This window comes from Vibrio sp. L85 (assembly GCF_963871815.1).
GTDB lineage: Bacteria > Pseudomonadota > Gammaproteobacteria > Enterobacterales > Vibrionaceae > Vibrio > Vibrio harveyi.
Genome location: NZ_CAWMYL010000069.1, coordinates 20,908 through 39,061 on the forward strand (window position 1 = coordinate 20,908; position 18,154 = coordinate 39,061).

An 18,154-nucleotide genomic window follows, 5' to 3' on the forward strand; every position below is an offset into this window, starting at 1 on the left:
GAGTTACTCCTTACTCATCTACGCCGAATTCACGGTCGATTTGGCGCATTTTCCACGCGTAGTAGAAAATAATACCTAGGAAGGCATAGATGGAGCCTTGTTGAGCAAACCAGAACCCGAGTTTGTATCCACCTAATTGAAATTGATTAAGTACGTCGACAAATAAAATGCCGCAGCCGAAAGACACTACGAACCAGATGACCATCAGGGTAATCATGAGCTTCACGTTCTTGTCCCAGTAGGCTTTGGCTCTTTCTTCGCTTTCAAATGCCATTGCCGTCTCCTTACGATTGGTATTGTTGTTAAAAAAATGTTTCAACATGTACATTAGCAAGGCACTGGCAAGAACTCTTTTCAACTTTAGTCGGGATGCTAAAAAGCAAAAACGCCCATTTTTAGGGCGTTTGAGAAGAAGTGAGAATAAAAGTGTGATGTTAATTTGATGTTAAATTAGCCAAAGGTCTAAGAGTTTTATCAATTAACATAGAAATCTTTTATACCAAGCAGCAAATTATTCAGTGCAACAGCAGCAAGGATAAGCCCCATTACGCGGCTGATGATGGCTGCGCCTACGTTACCAATCACTTTTTGAATCGTGTTTGCACCCAGTAACAAGAATAGGGTAACCAGAAGTACCGCAATCATGACGCCTGCGGTCATGGCTTGGTCGACGAAAGAGTAGCGGTTGTTATCGGTGAGCATCACGATAGCCATCATTGCACCCGGCGATGCAATCGAAGGGATCGCAAGAGGGTAAACGGCTAAGTCAGCGAGATCGGAGTGGCTGACTTCTTCGCCCAGTTTTTGTTCTTGTTCTGGCTTGCTCTCACCAAAAATCATCGACAATGCAAACAGCAATAACACTAAGCCACCAGCGGCTTGGAACGCGGGCAATGGGATTTGCATTGCTTCCAGCAACAACTGACCGGCAATAAGGAAGAACAGCAACACACCCATTGAAATGGCAATGGCTTTCAACGCTACGAGACGACGCTGTTTTGCCGTGAGGTGTTGAGTTTGTGATAGATAAACGGGTACTGAACCAATCGGGTCAATGACGGCCCAGAGTACGACGAATTGAGTGACGAGAATACTTAGCAAAGTATGACCTCCCAGAGTTAGCGGTTTAACAGAGGGATGAAAAAGGCTGTTTGTGACAGCCTGTTTATTTTAACGTCTGTTGTTCTTTTTGCGTCATATAAATGTGAATTAGATATATTTACTAACACATTACTGCTCGGGTTCCATTTGCTGCAGTAGGATGACGGCTTGAGTTCGGTTTTTCACGCCCAGTTTGCGGAAAATTGCGGTCATGTGGGCTTTGATGGTGGCCTCTGAGACATTGAGCTCGTAAGCGATTTGTTTGTTGAGTAAGCCATCGGAAAGCATGCCCAACACTTTGTATTGCTGAGGGGTAAGTGCGGCAATTTTTTCTGCCAAGTCATTACAAGCTGCGTTATTGGTGATCAAGCCTTCTGGGAAGTATGGGTCGCCATTAAGGACTTGGTTAAGGGCATTGACTAGCTCACGCATGTCGCTCGATTTTGGAATAAAGCCGAACGCACCGTGGCTTTTCACTTGTGTGACCACGCTTGCTTCTTCGCTGGCAGATACCACCACCACTGGGATATCTGGGTATTCAGCACGAAGGTGAATCAACCCCGACATGCCATTTGCGCCTGGCATCTTGAGATCTAACAACACCAAATCTGGCTCTTCTTCTTTTTCCAGCAACGCGAGTAGAGCATCCAGCGTATCCGCTTCGAGAAGGTTAGCACCACTCACAGCCATGTGTACCGATTGGAACAAGGCATTGCGGAACAGCGGGTGATCATCAGCGATGATAATGGTGTAGGTCGAATCCATGACGTTAAACACTTTTGACTATTTCGTTAATGGAATTATTGTCCACCTTTAAGAATGTGGACAATATTTATCCGCTAAAAGTCTGAACTAAATCGACTTTTATTAGAAAAATTGCATATAAACGCAACTTTCTCAGTTTTATTGAGACAACAAAAAACGCCAGTGAATAATCACTGGCGTTTGAATGATTCATCATCAGAATCGGTTGATGTGCTCTAAGAAAGGCTCGGCTTGCATAAAGCCCGTCAAACGAGCGTTTGAAACATGTTCGCCATTGGCATCCCAGAACTCAATCGTTGGTAAACCCAGTACATTCATATGTTTAAGCAGCTCGATGTCCTGAATTTGGTTCTTGGTCACGTCCGCTTGCAGAAGAACGAAGTCTTGTAGTTTGGCTTCGACGCTTGGGTCATGGAAGGTGTACTTCTCGAACTCTTTACATGCTACGCACCAGTCGGCGTAGAAATCCAGCATCACTGGTTTACCTACTTGTTTCGCCTGAGCAAGTGCAGCCTCAAGCTCAGCCACGTTAGCAATACGAGTAAAACTCACGGTTGCTTGCTGAGTTTGTGTAGTGGTGTTGCCGCCAAACCAATAGTTCAATGCTGGTTGAGCAGAAGCAAACAAACCAAGCACAGCAATGATGCCTACTGCGCTTTGCTTCCAACCGCCAAATTCTAGGCTGTTTTTGATGTGGTATAGCCAACCAAAAGCCGCGATACCCAGTGCTGACCACAATGCCGTAGCCCACATTTCTGGCAAGATGCGCTCAAGTAGGAAGATAGGAGCAGCCAGTAGAATGAAGCCGAACAGAGTCTTAACGCGATCCATCCAACCTCCTGCTTTTGGCAGAAGTTTGTTGCCGAATACTGCAACAAGAATGAGTGGAATACCCATACCCATTGCTAGTGCATAGAGCGCGATACCACCTGTCAGTAAGTCACCGCTTTGTGCAACGTAAAGTAGCGCACCAGACAGAGGAGCCGTGGTGCATGGGGAGCACACCAGACCAGAAATCGCACCCATGGCGAATACACCTGCGCTGCTACCACCTTGTTGTTTGTTGCTGAGGTTGTTTAACCAAGTTTGTACCCCACTTGGCAGTTGCAGGTTATAAACGCCAAACATAGACAGGGCGAGCGTCACGAACAGCACACTCAAACCAATCAACACATAAGGGTGTTGCATCGCTGCTTGGAACTGCATGCCCGCAGATGCGACCACAAGACCGAGTAGGGTGTAAGTCAGCGCCATGCCTTGCACGTAGACAAAAGATAAGCCTAGTGCGCGACTTTGGCTTAGTTTGCCGCTGCCAAGCACGATGCTGGTCAGAATTGGGTACATCGGCAGAACACATGGCGTAAATGCTAAGCCCACACCAAGCGCCAAGAACAGAAGTGGCGTCCACCAGTTATCAGCTAGGTTTGCGGCAAGGCTATCTTGCTGTGTTACTGGCGTCGATGGTGTGTCGCTAGAACTAGATGATTGCGCCGCTGGTGGCGTTGCTGTTGGTGCTTGCTCTGCTTTTGGTGTTGTCGTCGCCGCTGTTGAATCTGAGCTCGACGAAGTAAACGCGCTGATAGGAATCACGCGAGTTTCTGGTGGGTAACAGAAGCCTGCTTTCGCACAACCTTGGTATTGCACTACCACGCGTGCACCGTCTTGCCAGTCGTGCATTGGGACGCTAACAAACAGAGGCTGAGTGTAGATATGTACGTCACCAAAGAATTCATCTTTATGCGGCGTTCCGTCTTCCATTTGCAGTTCGCCTAGCGATACTTTCTCACCCGCTACCGATAGGCGTTCTTGATACAGGTAGTAACCATCACGTACCTGCCAATCCAACATTAATTTGCCGTCTTGCTGGTAGTAGTTGAATGGGAAAGCCTGATCGACAGGTACAAAGGTATCGTTGCTGCTGCCAAAAGCATTGCTTTGACTGTTGTTTAACTGATCATTGCCAAACAAAGCAAAAGAAGGCGCAGAGAAGGTAATAAGCCCTAAGAGTAAGACGGAGAGTAATGCACGCATAAAAGGATCAATTCATCTTAGATAGTTGCCGTTAGTGTAACTCAATCAGACCTGCTGGCTAGCCAATAAGTTTCATGGAAGTGAAGATTTGTTAAGCGCTATCCAATGCGACAGGCAATAAAAAAGGGAGCCGAAGCTCCCCGAGTAAGACTCTGTTTCTACTAGATCAGCAGACCACCGAATGCGAAGCCAAGTGCTACCGCAGAAGCGATGGTTACCACACCAGGTACAAAGAATGGGTGGTTGAATACGTATTTACCGATACGAGTTGAACCCGTGTCGTCCATCTCAACTGCCGCAAGCAGCGTTGGATAGGTTGGTAGTACGAATAATGCACTTACTGCTGCGAAAGACGCAACTGCGGTAAGTGGTGCCACACCGATTGCTAGTGCTGCTGGCATAAGCGCAACGGTAGTTGCACCTTGCGAGTAAAGCAGCATTGAAGCAAAGAATAGAACAAGTGCTAGCATCCATGGGTAGTCTGCTAGTAGCGCACCAGCCACTTCTTTGATGCCGTCAACGTGCGCGTTAACGAACGTAGAACCTAGCCATGCTACACCAAGAACACACACACACGCTGTCATACCAGAGCGGAATGTCGCTGCTGCTGGGATTTTGCCAGCATCGATTTTGCAGCTCATTACGATAGCTGCCGCAGCTGCAAGCATTACCGTCATGATAGCTTCGTTACGACCTAGAGCAGGGTTCTCGATAAGGCCAACAGAGCCAGAGATTGCTGCTGCGTAACACACTACGAATGCGATAGCGCCTAGGAAGATGAAAGTTGCTTTCTTCGCTGTTGGCAGGATTTCGCGCTTAGACTCTGTGTTTAGCTTGATCAAGCCTTTTGCTAGACGGTCTTGGTATTCAGGATCGTCTTTAAGCTCGCTACCCATGAAGTTCGCTACGAATGCACCGATCATACAAGCGATGAACGTTGTTGGGATACAGATCGCTAGTAGCGTCAAGTAGTCAACGCCGAATGGGTGAAGCATTGCTGCGAACGCTACAACTGCCGCTGAGATTGGCGATGCTGTGATAGCGATTTGCGATGCAACTACCGCGATAGACAGTGGACGAGAAGGGCGAACGCCTTGACCTTTTGCTACTTCTGCAATTACAGGTAGAGTAGAGAAAGCGGTATGACCTGTACCTGCCATCAGTGTCATTAGGAATGTCACGATAGGCGCGTAAAAAGTGATGCGTTCGGGATGTTTACGCAAAAAGTCTTCTGCAACTTGAACCATCCAGTCCAAACCACCCGCAACTTGCATTGCTGCGATAGCGGTAATTACAGACATGATGATCAGGATTACGTCGACAGGGATGTAAGCTTGGCTTGTCGGTACGCCTAGGATTAAAGACAATGCAATTACCCCAGCACCACCGGCAAAACCAATGCCGATACCACCGATTCTTGCCCCCAAATAGATGAAGAGCAGAACCACGAAGAGTTCGACCATTACCATATTGATACCTCTTTTAGTTTTTTAATGATTCTGATTTTTTGAGCACTCAGGAACAGGAGTAAGTGTTCAGAAAATCAGAACCTGATCGGCTTACGGCAATAAAAAGCGCATAAAAAATGTGGTTAACCGTATCAGAGCCTAAAAAAGGGCCCCGTTAGGGACCCCTTTACATATACGATTACTCGTAGCGTTTCGCTTTATAAGTCGGATGCATGAAGTTTTCAACCGATAAGATGTCATCTAGCTCTTCTGCAGTTAATAAACCGCGTTCTAGAACCACATCACGTACGCTCTTACCTGTTTCAGCACAGATCTTACCCACAATATCGCCCTCGTGGTGACCGATGTATGGGTTTAGGTAAGTTACGATACCGATAGAGTTGTAAACGTAGTTCTCACAAACTTCTTTGTTCACAGTGATGCCATCGATACATTTGTCACGTAGGTTCACACACGCGTTGTGTAGTAGAGAGATAGACTCGAACACGCTTTGTGCGATAACTGGTTCCATTACGTTAAGCTGTAGCTGACCGCCTTCTGCTGCGAAAGAAACCGTGTTGTCGTTACCTAGAACTTTGAAGCAAACTTGGTTTACTACTTCAGGGATAACTGGGTTTACTTTAGCTGGCATGATTGAAGAGCCTGCTTGCATTTCTGGTAGGTTCAGTTCGTTCAGACCTGCACGTGGACCAGAAGAAAGTAGACGAAGGTCGTTACAGATCTTCGATAGTTTCACTGCTAGACGTTTCAGCGCACCGTGCGTCATCACGTAGGCACCACAGTCAGAGGTTGCTTCGATTAGGTCTTCTGCTGCAACCACTTCAACGCCAGTGACTTCCGCTAGGTGTTTCACTGCTAGTGCTTGGTAACCAGTTGGTGCGTTTAGACCAGTACCGATTGCCGTTGCCCCTAGGTTGATTTCTAGTAGTAGTTTAGATGTGTAATCTAGGGCACGAATTTCTTCGTTTAGTGTTACTGCCCATGCGTGGAACTCTTGACCTACAGTCATAGGAACCGCGTCTTGAAGCTGAGTACGACCCATCTTCAACACATCTTTGAATTCTTGTGCTTTAAGCTCGAATGCGCCTTTTAGGTATTCGATCGCTTCCATCAACTGATGAACACTGTTGTAAACCGCGATACGGAAGCCCGTTGGGTACGCACAGTTTGTTGATTGGCTCTTGTTAACGTGATCGTTCGGGTTGATGAACTCATATTGGCCTTTTTCCTTGCCCATCAGTTCAAGTGCAACGTTCGCGATAACTTCGTTTGTGTTCATGTTAACTGACGTGCCTGCGCCACCTTGGAATACGTCTGAAGGGAACTGATCCATGCACTTACCTGTTTCAAGGATCAAATCACACGCTTCTAGAATGTAGTTAGCAACGTCTTTTGGAATCGCACCTAGCTCTTTGTTTGCTAGTGCAGCGGCTTTCTTAGTCATTACCATGCCACGCACAAATTCAGGTACGTCAGAGATGGTAGTGCTTGAAATGTTGAAGTTTTCGATAGCGCGAAGTGTGTGGATGCCGTAGTAAGCATCGGCAGGGACATGACGTTGGCCTAATAGATCTTCTTCAATACGAGTGGCTTGGTTTGCTGTCTTTGGAGCATCAGATAGTGTAGCCATAACAGGATCCTTAGATAATAATTCTGATATTTAAGTTATTTATTAGCCATTTCTGCAATCAAGAATCCATTCATCAGAGTTTTTGGCTGGAAAAACCGTCCTGACTTATGTGGCACATCATACTGCACCTAGCGCATAAAAATAGTAAGTGGATCACCTTTTTCGCTTTTAATGCGTCAATAATTTGCAAAGTATGAACGGGATATTAATAACCCTTTATGGGTAGATGTTTTTCCTCGACAAACATGGATTTTAAGAGTCCGAAAATAGCACTTTTCAACGATCAATTTTTGTATATGCACCTTTGTTCAAAGAGCGCTTTTTGCACAATGCATTCTCCCTAGGGTGAACACGCTTTTTTACAACGATTCGTTTGAGCTTAGTAGGCTTTTGCCATTACACTGAATCCAACAAAGGAGGGCATGTGTTTCCTATCTTATTATTGGCGTTTATTTTCGTCCCGATCATCGAAATCGGCCTATTTATTCAGGTGGGAGGCTTCTTAGGTCTCTGGCCTACGATTGCTTTGGTGTTGATTACTGCATTTGTTGGTGCGTCTTTGGTACGTAGCCAAGGCATCCAGACGCTAATGTCGGTGCAAGGGCGCTTAGAGCAAGGTGAGCTTCCAGCGCAACAGATTTTTGAAGGTGTGATGCTGGCGGTTGCCGGTGTGCTGTTGTTAACCCCTGGTTTCATGACCGATGCATTGGGTATGTTGGTATTATTGCCAGCACCGCGAGCGGCAATTGCCAAATACCTAATGAGTAAGATGGTGGTGAAGACCATGAACGGTGGCGGCTTCCAAGGTGGCTTCTCAAATCAAGGTCCATTTGAGCAAGACCCGTTCCGTCGTGACCCATTCAATTCTCAATCGGATAACGGCAACACCTTCGAAGGTGAATACGAGCGTAAAGACGACAATGATCGTAACAAGCTCAACTGATTCAATCGGTCAGTAAGAAAAGCAAAAGGGCGCATTGAGCGCCCTTTTTAGTATCTGTCATTTGCAGTGCTTACAACGCGCCTTCAAAGCTCATTTGGCGCCATGCTTCAAACGCAATAATCGCAACGGCGTTAGAAAGGTTCAGGCTGCGCGCATCCGGCATCATCGGAATACGAATACGTTGTTCCATTGGTAGGCTATCAATCACGTCTGCTGGCAGGCCACGTGTTTCTGGACCAAACATCAAAACATCGCCTTCTTGGTATTTTGCATCGACGTGATGACCTGTGGTTTTGGTCGTGCATGCAAACAGACGGTAGTTGCCTTGTTTCTCTTTCTCTAAGTATTCCAAGAATGCTTGATAATCTTTATGACGCGTCACGCGAGCCAAATCGTGGTAATCCAAACCTGCGCGGCGGACTTTCTTCTCTTCTAGATCGAAACCCAGCGGCTCAATCAGGTGGAGATTCGCACCACAGTTAGCACACAGGCGAATGATGTTGCCGGTGTTCGGCGCGATTTCTGGTTCGTATAGAGCGATATCAAACATGGTATTGAATTAGATTGGTCAAAACAGGCGAGCAGTATATACCCAAGTCACCATGAGAAGCGAGATTCAACACAATGACGGGTAATAGAAGAGGGCAACCACTTCAGTGTGTTGCCCTCATTTAGATAGATTAACTCAGAGCGCGAGCGTAGTTCTCTTCCACTGCGCGCCAGTTGACCACATTCCACCATGCGTCGATGTATTCAGGACGACGGTTTTGGTAGCTGATGTAGTATGCGTGTTCCCACACATCCAATGCTAGGACTGGTTCACCTTGTACCGCGGCAACGTCCATTAGAGGGTTGTCTTGGTTACTCGTTGACGTAATGTGAATATCGCCATCTTTTACGACCAGCCAAGCAAAGCCAGAGCCGAAAGTATTGATAGCAGCTTGTGCGAACTCATCTTTAAACTTTTCGAAGTCGCCATATTTGTCGTTGATGGCTTGCGCTAGAGCACCTTGAGGTTCACCGCCACCGTTTGGTGACATGCAGTTCCAGTAAATGATGTGATTGTAATAGCCGCCACCGTTGTTGCGGATAGCCGGACTGTGTTGAGAAATGCAAGCGAAGATGTCATCGAGGCTTTGGGTCTCGAGAGCGCTGCCTTTTGCGGCAGCCATGAATTTGTCGTAATAAGTTTTATGGTGTTTGCTGTAGTGAACTTCCATTGTTTTCGCATCGATGTACGGCTCTAACGCATCGTATTCGTATGGAAGCTCTGGGAAAATGTGCGACATTGTAAATCCTCCTTTATGGAGGATTTACTTTAATGTTAATGAAAATCATTATCAACTTTGATCTTTGTAAGGTTATTTGCCTGCGCTGATCAATGGTAGGGTGATGGTGACACGTAAACCGCCGAGTGGGCTACGGCTAGCAACAATCGAACCGCTGTGCTGACGAATCGCACTGTCGGTGATGGTTAATCCTAAGCCAGTACCACCTGAATGGCGATCTCGTGCTGTAGATACACGGTAAAACGGGCGGAAAATTGCTTCCAATTCTTCGTCAGGTACGCCTTCCCCATTGTCGTCAACCACGATGCTGAGGGTATCGAATGAATCCTGAATGTCGATTCTTACTTCATCTTTGCCGTAGTAAATCGCGTTGCGGATGATATTTTCTACCGCGCTCATCAACAATTTAGGATTACCAGAGATACTGCGATCCGGTAAGGTTGAATAGCTAAGGGTTTTACCCATTTGCTCGGCTTCAAACTGCGCGTCTTTGATGATCTCTTCCCATAAGCTGACAATTGGCTGAGTCTCGCGCGTCATGTGACTGTTTACCTGCATGCGCGACAGTTCAAGCAGCTCGGCAATCATCTGCTCTAAGCGCTGCGCTTCGGTATCAATACGAGTTAGCTCTGGGCTTTCACCTTGTTTACGAGTCGCCAACGCACTTGCCATACGCAGGCGAGTGAGTGGGGAACGCAGCTCGTGTGAGATGTCTGAGAGTAAACGCTGCTGACCAGAAATCATTTGATTCACAGCCTCGACCATTTGGTTGAAGCTCGTACCTGCTTGGCGAAACTCGGTGGTGCCTTTCTCTAGATTCGGATCGATGACAAACTCACCTTTAGCAACGCGTTGTGCTGCGGTTTCCAATCGTCGAGCTGGTTGGCTCAATGCCCATGCTAACCATAATAATAGCGGTGTACTCACCAACATAACGGCGAGCAGCAACTGCAATGGGTGGTCAAACAGGCGTAACATGATTGGTGGCGGCTCGTTCCACTTAAAGCCGACGTACATCAGTAGCTCTGAATTAGCGACATTGATTGGCACTGGACCTGCAATCATGTAACGACCGTAGAGTTTTTGTTTCGGCTGTGACTGATCTTCAATACTGGTGACAAAATTTTGCAGTGCACGCAGCTTAAAGTCTTTGTGGCTCGAGGTGCTTAAGACATTCCCTTCGTGATCGGAAAAGAAGATCCTTGGACGTGGGTCATGCTTGCTGCGTCGTTGTCCTTCAAGGCTAAATAAGATTTTGCCGAGGTTATCTTGGTTGCGATACTTCTTCTCAATACCGTCACGTATTTCAAGCATACGTTGATAATGCTCTTTTGGAATGTCGCGCGCTTTCCGTGGATCAAGATGAGGTAGTGACAGCACAGCCATCAGAACCAAAAACATGGTGAACCAGAAGATGGCAAAGATGCGTCCATACAAGCTGTTTATCTTCGGTAGTTTGAAGCGTGGTGCTCGCATTAATCCTCCTCAATCAACATGTAGCCGCGCCCTCGTAGGGTTTTAATGCGTGGCTTACCGTTACTCTGATCTGGCAGTTTCTTCCGTAGGTTGGACACGTGCATATCGATCGCGCGGTCAAAGGCTGCAAGGCGCTTACCAAGCACGTCAAGACTCAGGGTTTCTTTAGTGAGGACTTGCCCCGGATTTTGTACAAAGTGAGTCAACAAGGCGAACTCTGTGGTCGTTAAATCCAGCAGAACCTCTTCACAATAGGCTTCCTGTTTGCCTGGATAGAGTTTGATTTCTTGATACTCAATGCAGTCGCCGTTTTTAGTGCTCTTTTGAGTGCTGCTTGTGCGGCGTAAAATTGCTCGGATACGTGCCAGTAGTTCGCGGTCGCTGAATGGTTTTGGCAGGTAATCATCCGCACCCAGTTCAAGACCGATCACGCGATCGATTTCTTCGCCTTTAGCTGTCAGCATTAGAACAGGCGTTTCCCAGTTTTCACGCAGGCGCTTTAAGGTTTCCATTCCATTGAGTTTTGGCATCATGACATCGAGCAGAATAAGGTCGATTTCGTCAGTGACTGCCGCGAGACCAGCTTCTCCATCGTTGGCTTCGTTGACGTTAAAACCTTCGAAGCTCAGCACTTCCTTAAGTAGGCTGGTTAGCTCGGTATCGTCATCAATCAAAAGAATGTTCGCCATATGAGTACCTATTTATTATTCGTAGTTGTTTTAATATTACATGGTAATGACGGTGAAGAATGAGTGTAAAAATCACTCTTTACGATTCTTTACGGTCTCTATACGTCGCTTTACCTAGTAGGTCGTATTCTACACTCAAGCGCTGTGAGAACAGCTCAGAAGAATCACTAACCTGTGTAAGGAATCGTATTATGAAAACTGCAAAGAAACTGGTACTAGCGGCTGTTGTTCTACCTCTAACTCTAGGTACAGCGAGTGCATTCGCATTTGGCGGTAAAGACCACAAAGGTCATCGCGGTGAGTGTGGTATGGGTATGGACCGCGGTATCATGCGTCAACTAGACCTAACTGATGCACAAAAAGACCAACTAAAAGAAATGCGTGAAGCGAACAAAGCGGAAATGAAAGCAAAATTCGCGGATGGTAAAGAAGCACGTATGGCTGAGCGTCAAGCGCACCACGAAAAGGTTCAAGCACTGCTATTGGCTGATAACTTCGATGCAGCAGCGGCAAACGACCTAGCAAAAGAGATGGTTGAGAAGCAAACTGAGCGTCGCGTTAAGATGATGGAGAAAAAGCACCAAATGCTGAGTGTTCTGACTCCTGAGCAAAAAACAAAATTTGTTGAGCTACAAAAAGAGCGTCAACAAAAGTGTGGCGAAAAAATGCAAAAACGCATGGAAAAGCACCACAACAGCTAATCGCTGAAAGATAACGTAAGAGAGGTAGCCAGAGTGCTGCCTCTTTTTGATCTTGGCGATTTCATACTCATTAAATCATTCTCAAGGTATACTCAAAGCACGGTTTGAGTTAACTATTTGATTATGAAACAGCAATACGCACGTTTAGTGACGATGGCAGCTTGGACGGCAACCATCGTTGCGGCGCTTCTTTTGATTGTCAAAGTCATCACTTGGTGGGTGACGGGGTCAGTCAGCTTACTTGCCTCTTTAATTGACTCCATGCTGGATATTGCCGCTTCGGTGGTGAACCTCATTGTGGTGCGCTATTCCCTACAACCTGCCGACAGAGAACATACTTTTGGTCACGGTAAAGCCGAATCGTTGGCGGCGCTGGCACAAGCGATGTTTATTTCTGGTTCAGCGGTGTTCTTGATCCTGAACGGTGTCGAGCGCTTCTTCCGCCCACATGAATTAAACGCTCCAGAGCTCGGTGTTTACGTTTCTCTATTTGCTATGGTGGTCACTTTTGGACTTGTGATGTTCCAAAAGCATGTCGTGCGTGTGACGGGCAGTCAGGCGATCGCCGCCGACTCACTGCATTACCAAACAGACCTGTATATGAATGGTGCCATTATGGTGGCATTAGGTTTGAGTTACTTTGGTGTCACGCAAGCCGATGCAGTGTTTGCGGTGGGTATTGGTATCTTTATTTTATACAGCGCATTCAAGATGGTCAGCGAAGCGATTCAGACCTTGTTGGATAGAAAGCTGCCAGATGAAGAGTTGGAACAGATTCGCCAAGAGTGCTTAAAAGTGGAAGGGGTATTGGGTGTGCATCAGTTACGTACACGGATGTCTGGTCCAACGCGCTTTATCCAACTGCACTTAGAATTGGATGATAACTTACGTTTGATCGAGGCCCATCACATTGCCGATAAAGTAGAAGATAATCTACTTGAGCTGTTCCCGGAAGCGGATGTGCTGATCCATCAAGATCCATTGTCAGTGGTGTTTGGTCCAGAAAGAGACCAGAAGGCGCAAGATTGGTAACGGTCGAAAAATCGGGCAGTGCCTGACGACAAATAGGCGCTTATTGACTATCTTTCCATCACTACTTATTAAGAATCGTGATCCTGATGTGAATCAACGAAGTTGCAAAGAGAAACTGTAATACTCTTACATAAGTAGAAAAGTTACATAAAAAAGTGTGTTTTCATTGGTATTCCTGTAGAGGAAATGTAACATAACGCACAGTTCTGGATTATGCAGGTTGCTTGGTAACAAGGGGCCTAAAAGAAAATTAAATAATTGATTGCCAAAGATCGAGGGTGAGCATGATTAAGAAGATCGGTGTTTTAACAAGTGGCGGTGACGCACCTGGTATGAACGCTGCAGTACGCGGCGTAGTTCGTACAGCACTATCTGAGGGATTGGAAGTTTACGGTGTTTACGATGGCTACCTAGGTCTTTACGAAGACCGCATCGAAAGGTTAGATCGTTCTAGCGTTTCTGATGTGATCAACAAGGGTGGTACATTCCTAGGTTCTGCACGTTTCCCTGAATTCAAGGAAGTGGCAGTACGCGAACAAGCGATTGAGAACCTTAAAAAGCACGGTATCGATGCACTAGTTGTTATCGGTGGTGACGGTTCTTACATGGGTGCTAAGAAACTGACTGAGATGGGTTACCCATGTATCGGTCTACCAGGCACAATCGATAACGATATCGCAGGTACAGATTACACAATCGGTTACCTAACAGCGCTAAACACAGTTATCGACGCAATCGACCGTCTACGCGACACGTCTTCTTCTCACCAGCGTATTTCTATCGTAGAAATCATGGGTCGTCACTGTGGTGACCTAACTCTGATGTCTGCAATCGCAGGTGGCTGTGAGTACATCATTACTCCAGAAACTGGTCTAGATAAAGAGAAGCTGATTGGTAACATCCAAGACGGTATCTCTAAAGGTAAGAAGCACGCAATCATCGCGCTAACTGAGCTGATGATGGATGCAAACGAACTAGCGAAAGAGATCGAAGCGGCAACAGGTCGTGAGACTCGTGCAACGGTTCTTGGTCACATCCAACGTGGTGGTCGTCCAACTGCATTTGACCGCGTTCTAGCGTCTCGCATGGGTAACTATGCTGTTCACCTACTAATGGAAGGCCACGGCGGTCGTTGTGTTGGTATCGTGAAAGAGCAACTGGTTCACCACGACATCATCGATGCTATCGAGAACATGAAGCGTCCTGTACGCAACGACCTATACCAAGTTGCTGAAGAGCTATTCTAAGCCTGCTTGATAAAGTCAAAATCTAAAAAAACCGCGGTTATCCGCGGTTTTTTATTATCCGAAACTTGTCTAAGCTGAAGTCCGTCTGAGATTGAAACTGGCTTTATGTGGAACTAAGAGCTCGCATGCTCTGCTAATGTGATACGACGCTCGCGCAGGGCAAAGAGATACCCTAACAAACCGCCTAGTGTGTTACCCAGAGCAATACCAATGAACAAACCTTCGATGCTATAAAGCAGACTGCCAATCCATGCCGCTGGCAGCGTAAAGACGAACAAGCGCATAAAGCTCCATTGGAAAGCGCGCAGCGGTTTGTGCATCGCGTTATAGCCACTCACCAGCATCATCACAATCCCTTGGAAGCCGTAGCTAAATGGCACGACTAAGAGGTAATGCCACAGCAAGTCTTTTACCGCTGCTTCTTGGGAGAAAAGCGCAGCAAGAGGAATGCTGAGAGGCACCATCATCAAAAAGATAAAGCCTTGGAAGACCACCGCAAAGCGCATGCTCAGGAACCAGCCAGAGAAGGCACGAGCAGGGTTATTGGCCCCAAAGTTTTGCGCCATAAATGGGGTGAGTGCTGAGGTCAGCGACATCAGCACCAAAATTAATATTGATTCAATACGTTGCGCAGCGCCATAAGCTGCAACCGCTGCGGTGCCATGGTGAGACAAAATCATCATCAGAATCGCACCAGATAGCGGCGTCATCGCATTCGAGAGAGCAGCGGGCGTACCGATCTTGAGCGTTTGTTGCCAATCTTGTTTGATGCACTGCCATTGTGGGACCGCAAGCAGCTTTTCGCGTTTGATCAATACATAGAAAGAACCGCACAAAGCACCAAACCAACTGAATGCACTAGCAATCGCAGCGCCTTGAATGCCGAGCTCAGGAAAAGGACCGTAGCCAAAGATGAGTAATGGATCGAGTATGCCGTTAATCAATCCAGCGAGCATCATTATCTTCGCCGGAGTCTTGGTATCACCAGTCGCCCGAATAGCGCTATTGCCTGCCATTGGGATCACCAGCAGGGGAATTGTCAGATACCAGACTTGCATGTACTGCTTGATCAGTGGAATGGAATCTTCTTTTGCGCCAAGGAAGCTGAATAATGGCTCGATGGTAAACAAACCTAGCGTTGAAGCAATCGTAACTAGAGCAACTGCCAGTAATAAACCATGGCTAGTAAAACGTGCTGCTTGAGAAGACTCTCCTTGACCCAATAGGCGACCGATATTGGTCGACAGACCCATACCAATGCCCATAGTGATGCAGTTCACAGCAAAGGTTACTGGGAAGGTATAACTGATTGCCGCGAGCGCTTCGGTACCCAATAGCGAGATGAAAAAGGTATCGACCAAGTTAAACATCAAAATCGCGATCATGCCCATGGTCATGGGGACGGTCATTTTGCGTAAGGTGTCAGGAATGGGCGCGGTCAACAAACCATGCTTGTCTTGAGTCTGATTGTCCGGCTTATTCTTTTCCAGCATTTTTGACATCTATCTGGTGAGGGAAGGGCAAGGATACAAGAAAGCCGTTGCCTCGGCGAGTGAGCATTTCGCGCGCAAACCGTTGCTTAGCTGCCGGTTATTTTAACTAAGTCACAAAAAATTCACGTCTACCCCTTGGGATCCTTAGCTTTGCCCCTTATATAGTGATCACGTGCCCCTGCGCGGGCAATTATCAAATAAACATGGAAATTTTCAGGAGAGACGACCGATGAACATTCGTCCATTACATGACCGAGTTATCGTTGAACGTAAAGAAGTTGAATCAAAGTCAGCTGGTGGCATCGTTTTAACTGGTTCTGCTGCGGAAAAATCGACTCGCGGTGTTGTTCTAGCTGTGGGTAAAGGCCGCATCCTAGAGAACGGCACAGTGCTACCGCTGGACGTTAAAGTTGGTGATACTGTTATCTTCGCTGAAGGTTACGGTACTAAAACTGAAAAAATCGACGGTAAAGAAGTGCTAGTAATGTCTGAAAACGACATCATGGCTATTTTCGACTAATAGCAATCGTTGAGTAATTTTTTGCTCTGATTCAAAAACGAAATCGAAAACAGAATTTAGAAAGGAAATCAAAGATGGCTGCTAAAGACGTTAAATTTGGTAATGACGCACGAGTTAAAATGCTAGAAGGCGTAAACGTTCTAGCGGACGCAGTAAAAGTAACACTGGGTCCTAAAGGTCGTAACGTAGTTCTAGACAAATCTTTTGGTGCACCAACTATCACTAAAGATGGTGTATCAGTAGCGCGTGAAATTGAACTGGAAGATAAATTCCAGAACATGGGCGCACAAATGGTTAAAGAAGTTGCGTCTAAAGCAAACGACGCAGCGGGTGACGGTACAACAACAGCAACCGTACTAGCGCAAGCAATCGTAAATGAAGGTCTAAAAGCAGTTGCAGCGGGTATGAACCCAATGGACCTTAAGCGCGGTATCGACAAAGCAGTTATTGCAGCAGTTGAGCAACTAAAAGAGCTATCTGTTGAGTGTAACGACACCAAAGCAATCGCACAGGTTGGTACCATCTCTGCGAACTCTGACTCAAGCGTAGGTAACATCATTGCTGAAGCAATGGAAAAAGTTGGTCGCGACGGTGTTATCACTGTTGAAGAAGGTCAAGCACTACAAGATGAGCTAGATGTAGTTGAAGGTATGCAGTTCGACCGCGGTTACCTATCTCCTTACTTCATCAACAACCAAGAAGCAGGTTCTGTTGATCTAGAAAACCCATTCATCCTTCTGATCGATAAGAAAGTATCGAACATCCGTGAACTTCTTCCAGCACTAGAAGCAGTAGCAAAAGCATCTCGCCCACTACTTATCATCGCTGAAGACGTAGAAGGTGAAGCACTAGCAACACTTGTTGTGAACAACATGCGTGGCATCGTGAAAGTAGCAGCAGTGAAAGCGCCTGGTTTCGGTGACCGTCGTAAAGCAATGCTACAAGACATCGCTATCCTAACTGGCGGTATCGTGATTTCTGAAGAAGTTGGTCTAGAGCTAGAAAAAGTAGCACTAGAAGACCTAGGTCAGGCGAAGCGCGTTGCAATCACAAAAGAAAACACAACCATCATCGATGGCGTGGGTGAAGAAGCAATGATCCAAGGTCGTGTTGCTCAAATCCGTCAGCAAATCGAAGATGCAACTTCAGACTACGACAAAGAGAAACTACAAGAGCGCGTTGCTAAGCTAGCAGGCGGTGTTGCAGTAATCAAAGTTGGTGCAGCAACTGAAGTTGAGATGAAAGAGAAGAAAGACCGCGTAGAAGATGCACTGCATGCAACTCGCGCAGCGGTTGAAGAAGGCGTTGTTGCTGGTGGTGGTGTAGCACTCATCCGTGCAGCATCTAAGATTGTTGACCTAGAAGGCGACAATGAAGAGCAAAACGTTGGTATCCGCGTTGCACTACGTGCAATGGAAGCGCCAATCCGTCAAATCACGAAGAACGCGGGTGATGAAGAGTCAGTAGTAGCGAACAACGTGAAAGCAGGTGAAGGTTCTTACGGCTACAACGCAGCAACAGGCGAGTACGGCGACATGCTAGAGATGGGTATCCTAGACCCAACTAAAGTAACGCGTTCTGCTCTACAATTTGCAGCATCAGTTGCAGGTCTAATGATCACAACTGAAGCGATGGTTACTGACCTACCACAAAAAGAAGGCGCAGGTATGCCTGACATGGGTGGTATGGGCGGTATGGGTGGTATGGGCGGCATGATGTAATTTGCTGCTGGTCTTGTCGCTCTAACGCCTTATAGCTGCATCGAAAG

17 protein-coding genes are annotated in these 18,154 nt (G+C 46.7%); 6 read left to right on the forward strand and 11 right to left on the reverse strand.

The annotated features are described in order from the left end of the window. Positions 1 to 10 precede the first annotated feature (10 nt). From AACR11_RS08360 to aspA, 6 genes are all read right to left on the reverse strand, one after another. Positions 11 to 274: a DUF4212 domain-containing protein gene (locus AACR11_RS08360; protein WP_005448273.1), complete on the reverse strand. Its 264-nt coding sequence runs from the start codon at positions 272 to 274 to the stop codon at positions 11 to 13. 200 nt (positions 275 to 474) lie between these two features. After that, a complete protein-coding gene (locus AACR11_RS08365) occupies positions 475 to 1,101 on the reverse strand; it encodes a MarC family protein (protein ID WP_005448274.1) in 627 nt (208 codons plus the stop codon). A gap of 129 nt (positions 1,102 to 1,230) precedes the next feature. Next, positions 1,231 to 1,866: a response regulator gene (locus AACR11_RS08370; protein WP_005448275.1), complete on the reverse strand. Its 636-nt coding sequence runs from the start codon at positions 1,864 to 1,866 to the stop codon at positions 1,231 to 1,233. Positions 1,867 to 2,061: 195 nt separating this feature from the next. After that, a complete protein-coding gene (locus tag AACR11_RS08375; protein ID WP_029789524.1) occupies positions 2,062 to 3,897 on the reverse strand; it encodes a protein-disulfide reductase DsbD in 1,836 nt (611 codons plus the stop codon). Between the two features lie 161 nt (positions 3,898 to 4,058). After that, on the reverse strand, positions 4,059 to 5,366 hold the full coding sequence (locus AACR11_RS08380; protein ID WP_017190954.1) for an anaerobic C4-dicarboxylate transporter: 1,308 nt from the start codon (positions 5,364 to 5,366) through the stop codon (positions 4,059 to 4,061). A 178-nt stretch (positions 5,367 to 5,544) separates the two neighbouring features. Then, complete coding sequence (gene aspA / locus AACR11_RS08385; protein WP_005428778.1) at positions 5,545 to 6,996, reverse strand: aspartate ammonia-lyase; 1,452 nt, start codon at positions 6,994 to 6,996, stop codon at positions 5,545 to 5,547. A gap of 424 nt (positions 6,997 to 7,420) precedes the next feature. Between aspA and AACR11_RS08390 the strand changes: the two genes are divergently transcribed. Beyond that, on the forward strand, positions 7,421 to 7,939 hold the full coding sequence (locus AACR11_RS08390) for an FxsA family protein (protein WP_029789522.1): 519 nt from the start codon (positions 7,421 to 7,423) through the stop codon (positions 7,937 to 7,939). A gap of 70 nt (positions 7,940 to 8,009) precedes the next feature. Here the strand turns inward: AACR11_RS08390 and trmL are convergent, their stop codons facing one another. From trmL to AACR11_RS08410, 4 genes are all read right to left on the reverse strand, one after another. Continuing rightward, positions 8,010 to 8,489 (reverse strand): tRNA (uridine(34)/cytosine(34)/5-carboxymethylaminomethyluridine(34)-2'-O)-methyltransferase TrmL, encoded by a 480-nt coding sequence (gene trmL, locus AACR11_RS08395; protein WP_029789521.1) that lies wholly within the window; start codon positions 8,487 to 8,489, stop codon positions 8,010 to 8,012. 130 nt (positions 8,490 to 8,619) lie between these two features. Then, complete coding sequence (locus AACR11_RS08400) at positions 8,620 to 9,228, reverse strand: superoxide dismutase (RefSeq protein ID WP_029789520.1); 609 nt, start codon at positions 9,226 to 9,228, stop codon at positions 8,620 to 8,622. Between the two features lie 72 nt (positions 9,229 to 9,300). Beyond that, on the reverse strand, positions 9,301 to 10,704 hold the full coding sequence (gene cpxA, locus AACR11_RS08405; RefSeq protein ID WP_029789519.1) for an envelope stress sensor histidine kinase CpxA: 1,404 nt from the start codon (positions 10,702 to 10,704) through the stop codon (positions 9,301 to 9,303). Next, positions 10,704 to 11,393 (reverse strand): response regulator, encoded by a 690-nt coding sequence (locus AACR11_RS08410; protein WP_005448283.1) that lies wholly within the window; start codon positions 11,391 to 11,393, stop codon positions 10,704 to 10,706. The genes cpxA and AACR11_RS08410 overlap by 1 nt, the downstream gene beginning before the upstream one ends. A gap of 191 nt (positions 11,394 to 11,584) precedes the next feature. Here AACR11_RS08410 and AACR11_RS08415 point away from each other — a divergent pair, with 191 nt between their 5' ends. From AACR11_RS08415 to pfkA, 3 genes are all read left to right on the forward strand, one after another. Next, positions 11,585 to 12,094: a CpxP family protein gene (locus tag AACR11_RS08415; protein WP_005448285.1), complete on the forward strand. Its 510-nt coding sequence runs from the start codon at positions 11,585 to 11,587 to the stop codon at positions 12,092 to 12,094. 123 nt (positions 12,095 to 12,217) lie between these two features. Then, positions 12,218 to 13,126: a CDF family cation-efflux transporter FieF gene (fieF, locus tag AACR11_RS08420; protein WP_009702634.1), complete on the forward strand. Its 909-nt coding sequence runs from the start codon at positions 12,218 to 12,220 to the stop codon at positions 13,124 to 13,126. 284 nt (positions 13,127 to 13,410) lie between these two features. Then, complete coding sequence (pfkA, locus tag AACR11_RS08425; RefSeq protein WP_005448288.1) at positions 13,411 to 14,373, forward strand: 6-phosphofructokinase; 963 nt, start codon at positions 13,411 to 13,413, stop codon at positions 14,371 to 14,373. A gap of 113 nt (positions 14,374 to 14,486) precedes the next feature. On the opposite strand, the gene AACR11_RS08430 is transcribed toward pfkA, so the two are convergent. Then, a complete protein-coding gene (locus AACR11_RS08430; RefSeq protein ID WP_029789518.1) occupies positions 14,487 to 15,866 on the reverse strand; it encodes an MATE family efflux transporter in 1,380 nt (459 codons plus the stop codon). A gap of 229 nt (positions 15,867 to 16,095) precedes the next feature. Between AACR11_RS08430 and AACR11_RS08435 the strand changes: the two genes are divergently transcribed. Together AACR11_RS08435 and groL are read left to right on the forward strand one after the other, a co-directional pair. Continuing rightward, entirely contained in the window at positions 16,096 to 16,386 is a 291-nt protein-coding gene (locus AACR11_RS08435) for a co-chaperone GroES (RefSeq protein WP_079324659.1), read from the forward strand. A gap of 74 nt (positions 16,387 to 16,460) precedes the next feature. Then, complete coding sequence (groL, locus tag AACR11_RS08440) at positions 16,461 to 18,107, forward strand: chaperonin GroEL (RefSeq protein ID WP_009698895.1); 1,647 nt, start codon at positions 16,461 to 16,463, stop codon at positions 18,105 to 18,107. Positions 18,108 to 18,154 lie beyond the last annotated feature (47 nt).

Bases quoted from the DNA above. Each gene is read 5' to 3' on its own strand.
- AACR11_RS08380 (WP_017190954.1), bottom strand. From the start codon at position 5,366: ATGGTAATGGTCGAACTCTTCGTGGTTCTGCTCTTCATCTATTTGGGG.
- AACR11_RS08430 (WP_029789518.1), bottom strand. From the start codon at position 15,866: ATGCTGGAAAAGAATAAGCCGGACAATCAGACTCAAGACAAGCATGGT.
- cpxA (WP_029789519.1), bottom strand. From the start codon at position 10,704: ATGCGAGCACCACGCTTCAAACTACCGAAGATAAACAGCTTGTATGGA.
- AACR11_RS08415 (WP_005448285.1), top strand. From the start codon at position 11,585: ATGAAAACTGCAAAGAAACTGGTACTAGCGGCTGTTGTTCTACCTCTA.
- fieF (WP_009702634.1), top strand. From the start codon at position 12,218: ATGAAACAGCAATACGCACGTTTAGTGACGATGGCAGCTTGGACGGCA.
- trmL (WP_029789521.1), bottom strand. From the start codon at position 8,489: ATGTTTGATATCGCTCTATACGAACCAGAAATCGCGCCGAACACCGGC.
- aspA (WP_005428778.1), bottom strand. From the start codon at position 6,996: ATGGCTACACTATCTGATGCTCCAAAGACAGCAAACCAAGCCACTCGT.
- pfkA (WP_005448288.1), top strand. From the start codon at position 13,411: ATGATTAAGAAGATCGGTGTTTTAACAAGTGGCGGTGACGCACCTGGT.
- groL (WP_009698895.1), top strand. From the start codon at position 16,461: ATGGCTGCTAAAGACGTTAAATTTGGTAATGACGCACGAGTTAAAATG.
- AACR11_RS08370 (WP_005448275.1), bottom strand. From the start codon at position 1,866: ATGGATTCGACCTACACCATTATCATCGCTGATGATCACCCGCTGTTC.
- AACR11_RS08410 (WP_005448283.1), bottom strand. From the start codon at position 11,393: ATGGCGAACATTCTTTTGATTGATGACGATACCGAGCTAACCAGCCTA.
- AACR11_RS08435 (WP_079324659.1), top strand. From the start codon at position 16,096: ATGAACATTCGTCCATTACATGACCGAGTTATCGTTGAACGTAAAGAA.
- AACR11_RS08400 (WP_029789520.1), bottom strand. From the start codon at position 9,228: ATGTCGCACATTTTCCCAGAGCTTCCATACGAATACGATGCGTTAGAG.
- AACR11_RS08360 (WP_005448273.1), bottom strand. From the start codon at position 274: ATGGCATTTGAAAGCGAAGAAAGAGCCAAAGCCTACTGGGACAAGAAC.
- AACR11_RS08375 (WP_029789524.1), bottom strand. From the start codon at position 3,897: ATGCGTGCATTACTCTCCGTCTTACTCTTAGGGCTTATTACCTTCTCT.